Annotated in this window: 13 protein-coding genes; 4 read left to right on the top strand and 9 right to left on the bottom strand. The window is 61.3% G+C overall.

Translation table 11 applies throughout. From position 1 onward, the window contains the following. Positions 1–103 precede the first annotated feature (103 nt). On the bottom strand, positions 104–1,039 hold the full coding sequence (locus E4656_RS06355; protein WP_135482148.1) for a DegV family protein: 936 nt from the start codon (positions 1,037–1,039) through the stop codon (positions 104–106). Positions 1,040–1,266: 227 nt separating this feature from the next. On the opposite strand from E4656_RS06355, the gene E4656_RS06350 reads away from it, so the two are divergent. Next, positions 1,267–2,262, top strand: a complete 996-nt coding sequence (locus E4656_RS06350; RefSeq protein WP_135482146.1) for a 2-hydroxyacid dehydrogenase — start codon at positions 1,267–1,269, stop codon at positions 2,260–2,262. 21 nt (positions 2,263–2,283) lie between these two features. On the opposite strand, the gene E4656_RS06345 is transcribed toward E4656_RS06350, so the two are convergent. From E4656_RS06345 to purM, 3 genes are read right to left on the bottom strand one after another with little or no spacing between them, the layout of a single operon-like run. Beyond that, the gene (locus E4656_RS06345) at positions 2,284–3,033 is read right to left on the bottom strand and encodes a DUF3108 domain-containing protein (protein WP_135482144.1); all 750 of its coding nucleotides are present in this window, start codon (positions 3,031–3,033) and stop codon (positions 2,284–2,286) included. Then, a complete protein-coding gene (purN, locus tag E4656_RS06340; protein WP_135482142.1) occupies positions 2,996–3,673 on the bottom strand; it encodes a phosphoribosylglycinamide formyltransferase in 678 nt (225 codons plus the stop codon). The genes E4656_RS06345 and purN overlap by 38 nt, the downstream gene beginning before the upstream one ends. After that, complete coding sequence (gene purM, locus E4656_RS06335) at positions 3,670–4,722, bottom strand: phosphoribosylformylglycinamidine cyclo-ligase (protein ID WP_135482140.1); 1,053 nt, start codon at positions 4,720–4,722, stop codon at positions 3,670–3,672. Before purM ends, purN begins: the two co-directional genes overlap by 4 nt. 208 nt (positions 4,723–4,930) lie before the next feature. Between purM and E4656_RS06330 the strand changes: the two genes are divergently transcribed. Together E4656_RS06330 and E4656_RS06325 are read left to right on the top strand one after the other, a co-directional pair. Next, on the top strand, positions 4,931–6,025 hold the full coding sequence (locus E4656_RS06330) for a DUF2066 domain-containing protein (RefSeq protein WP_135482139.1): 1,095 nt from the start codon (positions 4,931–4,933) through the stop codon (positions 6,023–6,025). Further along, the gene (locus E4656_RS06325) at positions 6,018–6,755 is read left to right on the top strand and encodes an HdaA/DnaA family protein (RefSeq protein WP_135482137.1); all 738 of its coding nucleotides are present in this window, start codon (positions 6,018–6,020) and stop codon (positions 6,753–6,755) included. Before E4656_RS06330 ends, E4656_RS06325 begins: the two co-directional genes overlap by 8 nt. An 8-nt stretch (positions 6,756–6,763) precedes the next feature. On the opposite strand, the gene E4656_RS06320 is transcribed toward E4656_RS06325, so the two are convergent. Next, positions 6,764–7,279 (bottom strand): hypothetical protein, encoded by a 516-nt coding sequence (locus E4656_RS06320; RefSeq protein ID WP_135482135.1) that lies wholly within the window; start codon positions 7,277–7,279, stop codon positions 6,764–6,766. 124 nt (positions 7,280–7,403) lie between these two features. Here E4656_RS06320 and E4656_RS06315 point away from each other — a divergent pair, with 124 nt between their 5' ends. Beyond that, complete coding sequence (locus E4656_RS06315; RefSeq protein ID WP_135482133.1) at positions 7,404–9,218, top strand: ABCB family ABC transporter ATP-binding protein/permease; 1,815 nt, start codon at positions 7,404–7,406, stop codon at positions 9,216–9,218. Between the two features lie 4 nt (positions 9,219–9,222). Here E4656_RS06315 and E4656_RS06310 read toward each other — a convergent pair whose 3' ends face one another. From E4656_RS06310 to flgA, 4 genes are all read right to left on the bottom strand, one after another. Then, complete coding sequence (locus E4656_RS06310; RefSeq protein ID WP_135482131.1) at positions 9,223–10,659, bottom strand: coiled-coil domain-containing protein; 1,437 nt, start codon at positions 10,657–10,659, stop codon at positions 9,223–9,225. A 72-nt stretch (positions 10,660–10,731) separates the two neighbouring features. Beyond that, positions 10,732–11,193 (bottom strand): flagellar protein FlgN, encoded by a 462-nt coding sequence (gene flgN / locus E4656_RS06305; protein ID WP_135482129.1) that lies wholly within the window; start codon positions 11,191–11,193, stop codon positions 10,732–10,734. Between the two features lie 42 nt (positions 11,194–11,235). Continuing rightward, positions 11,236–11,553, bottom strand: coding sequence for a flagellar biosynthesis anti-sigma factor FlgM (flgM, locus tag E4656_RS06300; protein ID WP_135482127.1), 318 nt, complete (start codon positions 11,551–11,553; stop codon positions 11,236–11,238). A 70-nt stretch (positions 11,554–11,623) separates the two neighbouring features. Further along, positions 11,624–12,481 carry a flagellar basal body P-ring formation chaperone FlgA gene (gene flgA / locus E4656_RS06295; protein ID WP_135482125.1) on the bottom strand — a complete coding sequence of 286 codons (858 nt, stop codon included), beginning with the start codon at positions 12,479–12,481 and terminating at the stop codon, positions 11,624–11,626. Between the last annotated feature and the right edge of the window lie 55 nt (positions 12,482–12,536).

The raw sequence follows: 12,536 nt of genomic DNA, 5'->3' as shown, positions 1-12,536 counted from the left end.
TCCTGATTCGGTTATTCTGCCTGCCTAGGTTAGAGCGCCCGGCCCCTGAAAGCCAGAGATGAGACGTAAAAGCGACTGGCCATTGCCTGCTTGCCTGCATATCTCAGTCGGGTCGAGACCACTCGTTTTCATCGCAGGCGACCCCCATGGATATCGCGCCAGGGCCCAGATAGGTAGCGCCGGCCAGTCCCATGGTGCTCAATACAAGGCGGATGTCACCGGCCTTGTGACGAGCCCGCAGCGCCTCCACGCCGGCGTACCGGTTCAGGTCCTTGAGGTCTCCTGCATGACTCAGAGAAATATAGGGTGATTGCAGGCGGCCCTTGTCGACCTGTTGCAGAATATGGGCGGCAGCGCCTTCTACCGCCGTGTCAAAACCCTTGAAGCGGGCGGCCGGGAAATGCTGCTCCCGATAGCCGCACACCACGGGCACGATGCCCAGAGTGCGGCCAAGCAGGGCACGGGCCAGGGTAATACTCGTCTCGCCGCGCTGGCGCGCCCGGGCGCGGATGTAGTAGAGATCCGGCGGGATGACCAGGGTGTGGGTCGCAGCAGCCACCCGCGCTGCCCGGCGCCGCAACTGACTGCCATCGAGCCCCTTGTTGATCAGGGCCTGGGTATGGGCGGCGATCAGACCCTGGCCGGCAAAGAGCGCCTGGGTGTCCATTACGCGGATGATACGGCCCGGCGTTTCACGCTTCAGGCGGACGTTGAGGTCATAGGCGGCTTCGGTCAGACGATCATAGGTTTCCGAGCGCGTGCGGCTGGTGGTCTGCACCACTACATAGTCGGCGCTCTGCAGTGGGCCTTCGGTCAGCAGGCGTATTGCCTCCTGTACCGTCACCGGCTGGGTGGTTACCGTCTTGTCCTTGTCGACCAGATGCTCCCGGTAGTAGGCCAGCGTGGTGTCCGGCGTGCGCCAGTCGAGCAATTCCTCGCCGTTGGTATAGATCGATACCGGCAGTACGGTGATGTCGTGCTCGTCGATTACGCTGCGCGGCAGATCGCAGGAGGCGTCCACAACCAGGGCCACAGTCATCGGGTACTCCCGTAGTTTGTTATAGTGGCTGTATTAGAAGGCTTTGAGGCCTCGGGTTAAATGCTGACCGGTCGATCATCAAATGGTCGGCAACAGCCTGCGCGGTGCGGGTCGATTGTTGCCGCAAACTCAACAGGCCTGCGTGCACTCCCTTGATCTGGATCAGTATCAGCAGCGCCTCTATCCACTAATCTGTAATTGCAGCGCATCTCATGGAGGACCGCAAAATGAAAGTAGCCGTGTTCAGTACCAAACCCTATGACGAGGCCCACCTGCGGTCATTCAATGCCGATCCGGGCCATGAACTGACCTTCTTCGAGCCCCGGCTGAATGCACGCACAGCGCCCCTGGCCGCCGGCCATGAGGTGGTCTGCTGCTTCGTCAATGACATCCTGGATGCCGACACACTGCGCATTCTGGCCCAGGAGGGTGTGCGCCTGGTGGCCATGCGCTGTGCCGGTTTCAATAATGTGGATCTGGGGACCGCAGCAGAGGTTGGCATCGAGATCGTGCGGGTACCGGAATACTCGCCGCATGCGGTAGCCGAGCATGCCGTGGCCCTGATTCTGGACCTGAACCGCAACATCCATCGGGCCTATAACCGGGTGCGCGAACATGACTATTCACTCAATGGCCTGCTGGGCTTTGATCTGCACGGCAAGACGGTGGGGGTGGTCGGTACAGGCAAGATCGGGGCTACCTTTGCCCGCCTGATGATCGGCTTCGGGTGTCGGGTACTGGCCTATGACCCCAGGATCAACCCCGAAATCGAGGCCATGGGGGGGCATTATGTGGAGCTGGAAGCGCTCTGGGCCGAGGCCGACGTGATCTCGCTGCACTGCCCGCTGATGGAGAGCACACATCATATCGTGGATGCACAGGCCATCAGCAAGATGAAGCGGGGCGTGATGCTGATCAATACCAGCCGTGGCGCGCTGGTGGATACCCGCGCTGTGATCGAGGGGCTCAAGCAGGGCGAAATCGGTTATCTGGGGCTGGATGTCTATGAAGAAGAGGCGGACCTGTTCTTCGAGGACTTCTCCAACCAGGTGCTGCAGGATGACGTCTTTGCGCGGCTGCTGACCTTTCCCAATGTCATCATCACCGGGCACCAGGCCTTTTTTACCCGCGAGGCCCTGGATGCCATTGCCCGGGTCACCCTGGCCAATATCAGTGCCTTCGAACGGGATGATGCCGCCGGCCGCTACACCGTGACGCTGTAGCGGCCAGGGCACAGGCCCGCTTCAGGGTGCGTTGCGCCTTGGGTTCGGCCAGTGCGGCAGGTCGTCCCAGGTCCGGCCGTTGATGTGGCCGCTGAGCGTGCGAATCTGGTAGTCGATACTGCCCCGACGCCAGCGCAGCAGATGGGCCGGCAGGCGTGATTCTTCATCCAGTATGATGAATATATCGCCCCGGTCCGGCTCTTCCTGTGACATCACTATAGCCCTTGACGGCGCCAGTTCATGGTCGATCTGGGCAAAGCGATACTGGCGTGCATCATGCCGGTCCACCACCATGAATTCCGATACCGAATCGCCGCGCTCGAGATCGCGCAGCAATAACAGGGTATAGCTCAGCGGGTCATACCAGTCCGGATCAAACTCATGATCGGTGCGGCGGTCGTTGACCTCGGCCCGGATGCGGTTCTGGTTGGGCTGGAAACGCACCCGACGCTCCTCCCGTTCAAACGGTGCCCGCAGGCTGTAGCGGTAACCCAGAGGCACCAGGGTATCGCCTTCCCAGCGAAAATCCGACCGTTCCTCCATGCGAATGAAGGGTCCGCGGGCCTCCAGCAGGAGTCGCCAGGAGCCGTCGCTGCGCTGGGTCAGCGTCTGGGTGCCGGTGACCTTGACCGGCAGACCGCGGTAGAAAAAGCCTTCCAGCTCCAGTTCAAAGGGTTCTGGCTCGAACGCCAGTGCCGGGGGCAGGAAAAGTACCCACAACAGCAGCAGGTGGCTAATTCGGGTCAGTGTCTGGCGCATTGTCGAGGGCATCCCAGTCGAGTCCTGTTGGGTGGATAGCGTTGCCGTCCATATAGGCGTGCCCCTGATGCATTGTCAAGCGACCCTCGCTGAACCAGCGCACCACGGCAGGATAAATTTGATGTTCTTTACGTTGCACCCGGGCGGCCAGTTGTTCAGCGGTATCGTTCGCTTCGATGGGCACCCGGGCCTGCAGTATGGCGGGGCCGCCATCCAGCTCGCCGGTGACAAAATGAATGGTGGCACCATGTTCGGCGTCACCGGCCGCCAGGGCCCGGGCATGGGTGTTCAGGCCGGGATAGCGCGGCAGCAGAGACGGGTGGATATTGAGCATGCGGCCGGCATAGCGAGCGACAAAGGGTTCGGTGAGAATGCGCATGAAACCGGCCAGTACCAGCAGGTCGGGCTGCCAGCTTTCCAGCGCCGCCTGCATGGCCTGGTCGAAGGCACTGCGGTCCGCATACTGCCTGTGGTCAATGACACAGGTCGGGATGCCGGCTCTCTCGGCACGCTCCAGACCACCGGCCCCGGGCCGGTTGCTGAACACGCCCACCAGCTCCGCCGGGCCCAGTGCTCCGTGCTGCCGGGCGTCGATCAGGGCCTGCAGGTTGGTGCCACTGCCGGAAATCAGCACCGCGACACGGCAACTCATGCGTCGCCCAGCCCTCCGAGCTCAACTGTGGGCTCTCCTTCGGCGGCCTCGATATGGCCCAGTACCAGCGGCTGCTCGCCCTCGGCCTGCAGCGCTTTCAGGGTGGCTTCCTGGCTGGCGGCGGGGACCACCAGCACCATGCCGATGCCGCAGTTGAAGGTACGCAGCATCTCGCGGGTTTCGATCTGACCGGCCTGTTGCAGCCACTGGAATACCGGTGGCCAGGTCCAGGCCCGGGTGTCCACTACCGCTCGCGTGCCGGCCGGCAGCACGCGCGGGATATTTTCGATAAAGCCGCCGCCGGTAATGTGGCTCATGGCATGCACGGGTGACTGGCGCAACAGGTTCAGCAGCGGCTGCACATAGATGCGGGTCGGTGCCAGCAGGGCCGCGCCCAGAGTCTGCTCACTGCCAGGCAGGGTCTGGTCCGGGCTGGCGCCACTGACGTCCAGCACCTTGCGGATGAGGGAATAGCCATTGGAGTGCGGGCCGCTGGAGGGCAACCCCAGCAGGACGTCACCCGGGGCGACCCGGCTACCGTCAATCAGTTCCGATTTTTCGGCAATGCCGACACAGAACCCGGCCAGGTCATAGTCGTCGCCTGCGTACATGCCCGGCATTTCGGCGGTTTCGCCACCGACCAGAGCACAACCCGCCAGTTCGCAGCCCCGACCGATACCGGTGACCACATCTGCGGCGATATCGACATTGAGCTTGCCGGTGGCGTAATAGTCCAGAAAGAACAGCGGCTCGGCACCGGCCACCACCAGATCATTGACACACATGGCCACCAGATCGATACCGATGCTGTCGTGCTGTTGCAGGTCCATGGCCAGGCGCAGCTTGGTGCCCACACCATCAGTGCCGGATACCAGTACCGGCTCCCGGTAGCCGGTGGGCAGCTCGAACAGGGCGCCAAAGCCGCCCAGACCACCCAGAACACCCGGTCTGTGGGTGCGGCGGGAAACCGATTTGATGCGCTCTACCAGCGCATTGCCTGCGTCGATGTCGACTCCGGCATCCTTGTAACTCAGGGATTTGCCACTCATGGGCGACGGGCCTCCTGCGTGCTGCAGCGTCAGTTGATCAGTGTTTGCTGACCGGGAAAAGGAAGTGGCGCGCATTCTACCAGCACAGTTGCCCGGGGTCATCTGCCGCAATGCGTCAGCCTTTTGCGTTTGCAGACGCTTGGCGGGTGCCCAAATGGTTCAGACTTTGTCAGAATAGGCGCTTTGCTACAGCCAACCGGGCGAACCGATGATGAGGATGCAACATACAGTGCGGTCTCTGGTCTGCGGCCTGCTTTTGGTGCTGGCGCCGATGGCGCTGGCGGTAGAGCGGGTCTCCCTCTACGAGACGGAACGGATTATCGCGCAGTCGGCCGGGGAGTCACGACAGGTCGAAGTCGTTGCGGATGCTCTGGACGAGGTGCTGCGCCGGGTGTCGGGCCTGGCACAATTGCCGGAGCATGAGGCCCTGGATGCAGCGCGGGAACGACCCATCGATCTGCTCAGTCGCTTCAGTCTGGGCGATAGTGACGAAACCATTCCCGATGCCATAGGCAACCCGCAACCCACCTACAGGCTGGAACTGATTTTCGAGTCGTCACTGATTCACCAGATTCTGGGTGCCGCAGAGATCCCGGTCTGGACCGAGCGTCGGCCCCGCAGCCTGATTGTGCTGGCAGCGCCGGACGGCCAGCGTATTGACCTGCAGCCGGAGAACAGCCAGGTCGATGCCGTCACACACCTGCGCGACCATGCGCGCCTCAGCGGTTTGCCGCTGAGCTGGCCACTGCTGGATCTGGAAGACACCATGCTGGTCAGTACGGACGAGGTCTGGGGAGGTTTCACCGAGGAGCTGCTGATGCTGGGTGAGCGCTATCAGGCTGATGCCATCCTTGCGGGCTATGTCGGCCTGCAGCCGGATACCGGCAACTGGGTGGGCCGCTGGCACTATATTCTGGGCAACCAGCGCACCAGTTCAACCTATTTCGGAGAGACTCAGCAGGAAGTGGTTCAGCGCGGTGTCGAGCTGGCCACCCGCGTGCTCAGCGATCGCTACGGGGTGCTGGTGGGCAGCGATGAAACCCATACCCATACCTTCAATGTGATGAATCTCGGCAACATGGAGACCCATGTGGCCGTGCGGCGCTATCTGCGCGATGTCATCGGTACCGATGCGGTCTACATGGACAGCCTCAACGGTGACCGGGCCAGCTATCGTGTGACTTCGGCCGCAGATGAAACGCAATGGCTGGATCTGCTGGCGCTGGAAGGTCGGTTGCAGTTGGTACCCACGGTAGCGGCTTTCGGCGAGTCACCGCGCCTGGAGTTTGTGTGGCGTGACTGAGCCTCGCGATCCGCCGCGACAACTTCCCCTGATGGTCAGCCTGCCGGATGATGCGCGCCTGTCTGCATTGTTCCGGGCGCCCAACGACTGGTTTCTGGACTGGCTGGAAACGGTCTGGCAGGACAGCCTGCAGGGCGGGCACGCAAGCGAGCAGAGTCTGTTTATTCATGCACCGCCGGGCGGTGGCCTGACCCAACTGCTGCAGGCGCTGTGCCGGCAGGGGGAAGAGAGCGATCTTGCCGTGTTCTACCTGAGCCTGCGGGATCTGGCCGATTACGGGCCGGACGTGCTGGAGGACATGAGCGCCATGACACTGCTCTGTCTGGACGACATGGATGCCGTGCTGGGCAAGCCGACCTGGGATGAAGCCCTGTTTCACCTGTTCAACCAGCAGCGCGATCAGGGGCATCAGCTGATCATGGGCAGCCACCGGCCGCTGACGGAACTGGAGGGCAAGGTGCTGCCCGACCTGCACTCACGGCTGAGCTGGGGCATGGTCGCCAACTGGCGCTTGCCGGAAGATGAACAGTGGGAAGCCGCCATACAGTCACTGGCTAACCGGCGCGGCCTGCAGATGGGCACGGATGCGGCCCGTTATCTCGCTCTGCGGGGACCCAGAGACTGGTCGCGGATGGCGGCCCTGATGACCGAGCTCGATACCCGGGCCCTGGCCGAAAAACGCCGCCTGACGCAGCCGTTTATCCGTGCCGTGACCGGCTGGCAGGGCTGAACGGCGGTCTATTCGTCGCTCGCGCCGGTAATGATCTCGGCCTGCTGCATCAGGTGCGCATAGGTCGCCCGCCACAGCAGGATATTCTGTTCGGCAATGTGCGGCGACAGGTCCAGACGGTCCATATAGAGCTGCCGGGTCTGATCGATATCGGTCTCCGGCCAGGGGCCGAACAGGCTGCCAATCGGCTCTACGGTGTAGGGGTTGTCCAGATGCAGGGCATCGAACAGGCGTTCGAGCATGTTCTGGACCATGTCTGGCTCTTCCGCAAACAGCGGGCCTGAAGGGCGGTCGGCATTCAGTTCCTGGCCCACATCGGCCGGATTCTCCCCCAGTTCCAGCAACTCGGACACGGGGCGCTCCAGCGCAGTACTGTCATCACTCAGGGTCTGCAACCAGGGTTCGTCAGGCTGAATCAGGACCGCTTTGTACAGCCCCGAGTCCAGCGTCCAGGCCACTGCCGTCGGGAAGGCGGTAGGCTCGAAGTGGCTGTACTCGAAAGCGATCATGGCAGGAAACTGCATGTGTCGGTGACCCTGTGCTCGTGTGGAGGCGCATTGTATAATGCCGGGCGCCTCAGACCCAAGTGCCTTTGGGCAGGACCGCTGTGCGGCCCTGTCGACCTCACCCCGACATCAGGTTGTAGATATGCCCCGCTCCTCGTCTCCGAGCCCGCACCCACCCAAGGCACTCAGCGCACTCGACCTGAAAAAGATTGTGGTATCGCTCTGGCCCTATCTGTGGGACTTCAAGGGCAGGGCGCTGCTGGCCCTGGTGTCATTGCTGGCTGCCAAGGGTGCGACCCTGACCATGCCCTGGGCGCTGAAGCATATCGTCGACGGCGTGGATCGCAGCCTGCAACCCGAGATTGTGCTGCCGCTGGCCTTCATTCTGATCTACGGCAGCCTGCGCTTTGCGTCGGTGTTTTTCGGTGAGTTGCGCGATGCCATCTTCAGCCGTATTACCGAGCATGCCATGCGCCGCATCGGCCTGCGGGTGTTCGAACATCTGCATCGACTGGATCTGGGTTTTCATCTGAATCGACAGACCGGTGGCATCAGTCGTGATATCGAGCGGGGCACCGGCGGCATCAGTTTTCTGATGCGCTTTCTGATGTTCAATGTCGTGCCCACGCTGTTCGAGATCATCATGGTGGCACTGATTTTCACCCTGACGTTCTCCATCTGGTATGCCCTGATCACGCTGGTGGCCGTTACGCTGTATATCCTGTTCACCATCCTGGTCACAGAATGGCGCACACGCTTTGTGCGCGCGGCCAACCTGGCCGACTCCTCGACCAATACCCGGGCGGTCGACAGCCTGATGAACTACGAGACCGTCAAGTATTTCAACAACGAGACCCATGAAGCGCGGATCTACGATGATTTTCTGCGCCACTGGGAGAACGCCAAACTGAAGAACCGCACCACGCTGCTGGCGCTGAACTCGGGCCAGGCCCTGATCATCGGTCTGGCGATCATGGCCATCATGACGCTGGCCGCGCAGGGTGTGGTGGGGGAGCGCATGACCGTGGGCGATCTGGTCATGGTCAACGCCTACATGATTCAGCTGTTCATACCGCTGAACTTTCTCGGCTTCGTATACCGGGAAATACGGCGCGCGCTCACTGATCTGGAAAACATGCTGGGGCTGCTGGAGCAGCAGCCAACGGTAGAGGATATGCCCGGTGCACCCGAGCTGATCGTCCGCCAGGGGCGTATCGAGTTTGCTCGGGTTGCTTTCGGGTATCGGCCCGACCGACCGGTGTTGCGGGATGTCGGTTTTGTCGTGGAGCCCGGTCAGCGCGTGGCCGTTGTCGGAGCCTCCGGAGCCGGCAAGAGCACGCTGGCGCGGCTGCTGTTCCGCTTCTATGATCTGGACAGCGGCCAGATTCGCATTGATGGCCAGCCCATAGAGGGTGTCACCCTGGACAGCCTGCGTCAGGCCATCGCCGTGGTGCCGCAGGATACCGTGCTGTTCAATACCACCATTCGTGACAACATCGCCTATGGGGACCCCGAGGCCGCGCCGGAAGCCATCGAGCGCGCCATCGACATGGCACACCTGCGCCACTTTATCGACAGCCTGCCGGACGGCGATCAGACCCTGGTGGGCGAACGTGGTCTGAAGGTGTCGGGGGGCGAGAAACAGCGTATCGCCATTGCCCGCGTATTGCTGAAGGGGTCACCCATAGTGGTGTTCGACGAGGCGACTTCGGCGCTGGATTCCGGTGCCGAGCAGGCCATACTGGCCGCCATGCGCAGCCTGGCTTCCGGTCATACCAGCCTGGTCATTGCGCACCGGCTGTCCACCATCACTGATGCCGACCGCATCATTGTGCTGCATGAGGGCAGGGTAGCAGAGCAGGGCACGCATCAGGCCCTGCTGGATCAGGCGGGACACTATGCCCGCCTCTGGGCGTTGCAGCAGGAACAGGAGGCACAGGCCGGGCAAATCGGCTGAGAGCTCAGCTGGGGCGGTTCTGCATGGTTGGCGGCGGTGGTGGCGCAGGCAGCTCACTGGCCTTGGCCCCCCGCTCCAGCAGCATCTCACGCAGCGCCTTGTTGTGGTCTTCCAGGCCGTTGATACAGGCCATCATGTCTTCGCTGTCGGTCAGGAAGGTGTTGAGCAGTTTCTCCAACTCATCGGCCTGCTGGCGGAAATGATCATTCTGTTCGGCATTCTCGGCGGCACTGCTCAGTGACTCGATGCGTTCGTTGGCTGCTGCCAGCTCACCCTCGAGCATGCTGACACAGGTGTCCGCCTCCTGTACCGCGCGCTCCATGCGGCCCAGCTGCTGTTCCTGCTGCTCCAGCAACTGCAGACGTTCCTCGGCCTTTTCGGCGGCCCGCAGGGCCTTCAGGTTGTCACGGATATCACCCATGCTGGCCCGCTGCTCACTGGCATAGGCCGCCAGCTTGTCCATATGTTCCGAGTCCTGCGCCTTGCCGCCTGAGCTCGGACCGGAGCCTTTCTTCGCCGCTGCCTCGAGTTCCTCCTCGAGCAGCTTGATGCTGGCTTCCGCTTCCTTGATGTATCTTTCCTGCGCGGCGATCTGGTCCTGCTGCACGGCAATCAACTCGTTGGCATCGCCATCATCCACCAGTTTCTGCAGGCGCAGCTTGAGGTTGTTGATGGCTTCTGCCTGGTCGAAGCGCTCGCATTTGAGGCGATAGATTTCGTCCTGAACGTCATTGCCGACCGCGGGCATATTGCCAGGATCCAGACGGCTGGCGTCATCGATCTTCTTGAGTTCTTCCAGCTTCCGTTCCTGGTCGGCCAACTGGCTCTCTGCCTTGGCCATCTCCTTTTGCAGTGCCTTGTACTCGGTTTCCACAGCTTCCAGTTCACGAATGCGGGCCAGCAACTCGGCATTCTGTGACTGTACCAACTCATCCTCTTCCTCGTCCGGATCGCGGCCAAGCTGGATCTTGAGCTGCTCCAGCAGCGTATTTTCGGCTGCCAGAATGTCCTGTTCGAGTGGTGAGGCGCGAGCGGCTTCGAATTCGTAAAAGGCACGCCGTATGGCGCGGGTTCTGTGGGTGCCTTCCTGGTCAAGGGGCTCGTCATCAGTGCTCTCTTGCGCACTGTCGTCATCTTCCTTGTCGCCCTGATCCCCGCCGGCCAGGTCTGCCAGCCGGTTCTGCACCTGTTCGGCATAGGTCTGACCGCCCTCGCGCCGCATCTGCATCAGTTCGACCTGCAGCTTGCCGTAGGCCTTGCGCAGAGCCAGCAACTCCTTGTGCTCTTCGCTTTGCTGGTGCAGCCGTTGCAGTCGGCGTTCCGTCAGCAGGGCCAGCATTATCTTCAGCAGGCGACTGCGCCGGAACAGAATCACCGCGATGATGATGAACACCACCAGCACTTCGGCGACAATGAAGAGGGTAAGAGTGTCTATGTACATAGGCTACAACTGCCAGGCTCCCGCTCGTCTTGGTCGTTCAATGCAAGCCGCCGGGAGCCTTTGTGCCAGGTCTCAGGCGCGCCCCAGACTGCCCTGACGACCATCACCGAGCTGTCCGCTGCGTGAGTAGGTGGGTTCAGTGACCTGTTGACGCAGCACGCGGTCGAACAGTCTGTTCCGTGTGTGCAGTCGGTTGAGCAGGCGCCCATTGACTTCATTCAGATGGTCGCACTGCTGCAGCAGGCTGCGGGTGGTCACCCAGTGCTCGTGAGCGGCTGGCGCTTCCTGCTCGGCCAGTGATGATTCCAGATTGTCTGTGTTCAGAGTAGACCGAAATGCACTGAAAGTCGCCTGTTCTGTCTCGATAATTCCGGCCAGACGGGCTTTTTCATGCAATAGCTCGGGGGTAGGGGGATCACGGTGATAAAGGGCCGTGTGCTCCTCTTGCAGAACGGCAAGCATTTGCCGGGCGGCAACGGCAAGGGCATCCAGCCGGTCGATCAGTTCCTGTAACTGTTCAGTGTGCCAGTTCATAACGATGAACCCTCAGTTCAGCGACTGAACCGGCCGCCGGACTCAGGCCCCGCTTTCGAACCGCTGGATGGCGGCCGCCAGTCGCTCGTAGTTGATTTCGTATTCGCCGTTGGCAATGGCAGACTTGATACGCTCTACCTTTGCCTCATCCACGTCCGGCATATCCTTGATCTTCGCCTCAAGAGACTGCAAGGATTGTACCTGACTGCTCAGTTGCACCGAATCAGTGGATTCCTCGGCGGCCTGGCTGTCAGTGCCGCTACTGACATTCCGGCCCATCGGGGTCACATTGTCCCGTTCCCGGGTATTACTGGTGCCGTTTTGCGTTGGCCCGACACCATTATTGAAATTGATTGCCATTGTCTTCACCCTCTAAATACAGTTCCGCTGTGTGGGGTAGCGGCCACTGTAACATGAACTTTAGTCTTTTTTACGGGTTCCTGGCTACAAAGGGAACCTCAACAACTCCCCGGTCCACGACCCAGGCCCGTATGACACGATCTGAACTGTTGTTCCTGACAGATATTTGACGGCCATGCACGCCATCGGCCATGGCTGTTCCTTCCATTGATATCATCATGCCGCTGCCCCGGACCAGAATGGTGACCTGATCACCCCGATGGATCATCGGCGGCACTTCAACATTCCTGTGCGTCAAAATCTGGTTGCTGCTCAGGTTGCGCACCAGCGCCGCGCCGACCACTGAGTCGGCATCCAGATAGAAACCTTGACGCAGACCGGCTATGTCGGTTTCACGGAATGTGATGTCGTTCTCAGTAAGGACGTGATTACGCGGTAAAGAGCTGTCCAGTGCCGCCACTGGCAGCGTCAGACTGCTGGTGGCTCGAACATTGAGCGCCCAGCCCGGCGAACCGTGACAGCGCACCGACAGGCGCACGCTGCCCAGCCACTGGTCGCGGCTGGCATCCACGTCCGGCTCGATCGCACAGGGCGCCAGTGCCTGCATGGTGCTGGGCAGGGTCATATCCACACTAATATTTTCTCGGGTGGCGCCGCTATATTGAGCTAGAATGGTGGTGACAATCCGCTCGGTGAGCAGCGCCTTCAGTTCGCTGGCATAATCCTGCTCTGCTGGTTCGGCAGCCATTGGCAGTGCCGCACACAGCGCACTCAGTGCAAGCAGCGCACCGACGCGCAGGACCTGGCCGCCAACCCTTCGGGTCAGGCAGGCTGGTTCAGGGCGGCGGACCGGAGTGGTCAGGGGGTTCGAGCTGTGGGCTGAACCCGGGCTGACCTCTCTGTGCAGGCGGCGGCTGATGGTTGTCATGAATCCGTCGGTATTATGCGATTAACCGATATGCAGCAACTAGCATGCCACCCCT

Origin of the sequence: Natronospirillum operosum, from assembly GCF_004768465.1 — a bacterium.
Lineage (GTDB): Bacteria > Pseudomonadota > Gammaproteobacteria > Pseudomonadales > Natronospirillaceae > Natronospirillum > Natronospirillum operosum.
Note: the sequence above shows the minus strand (reverse complement) of the source record. Positions and strands in the feature narration are given on the sequence as shown.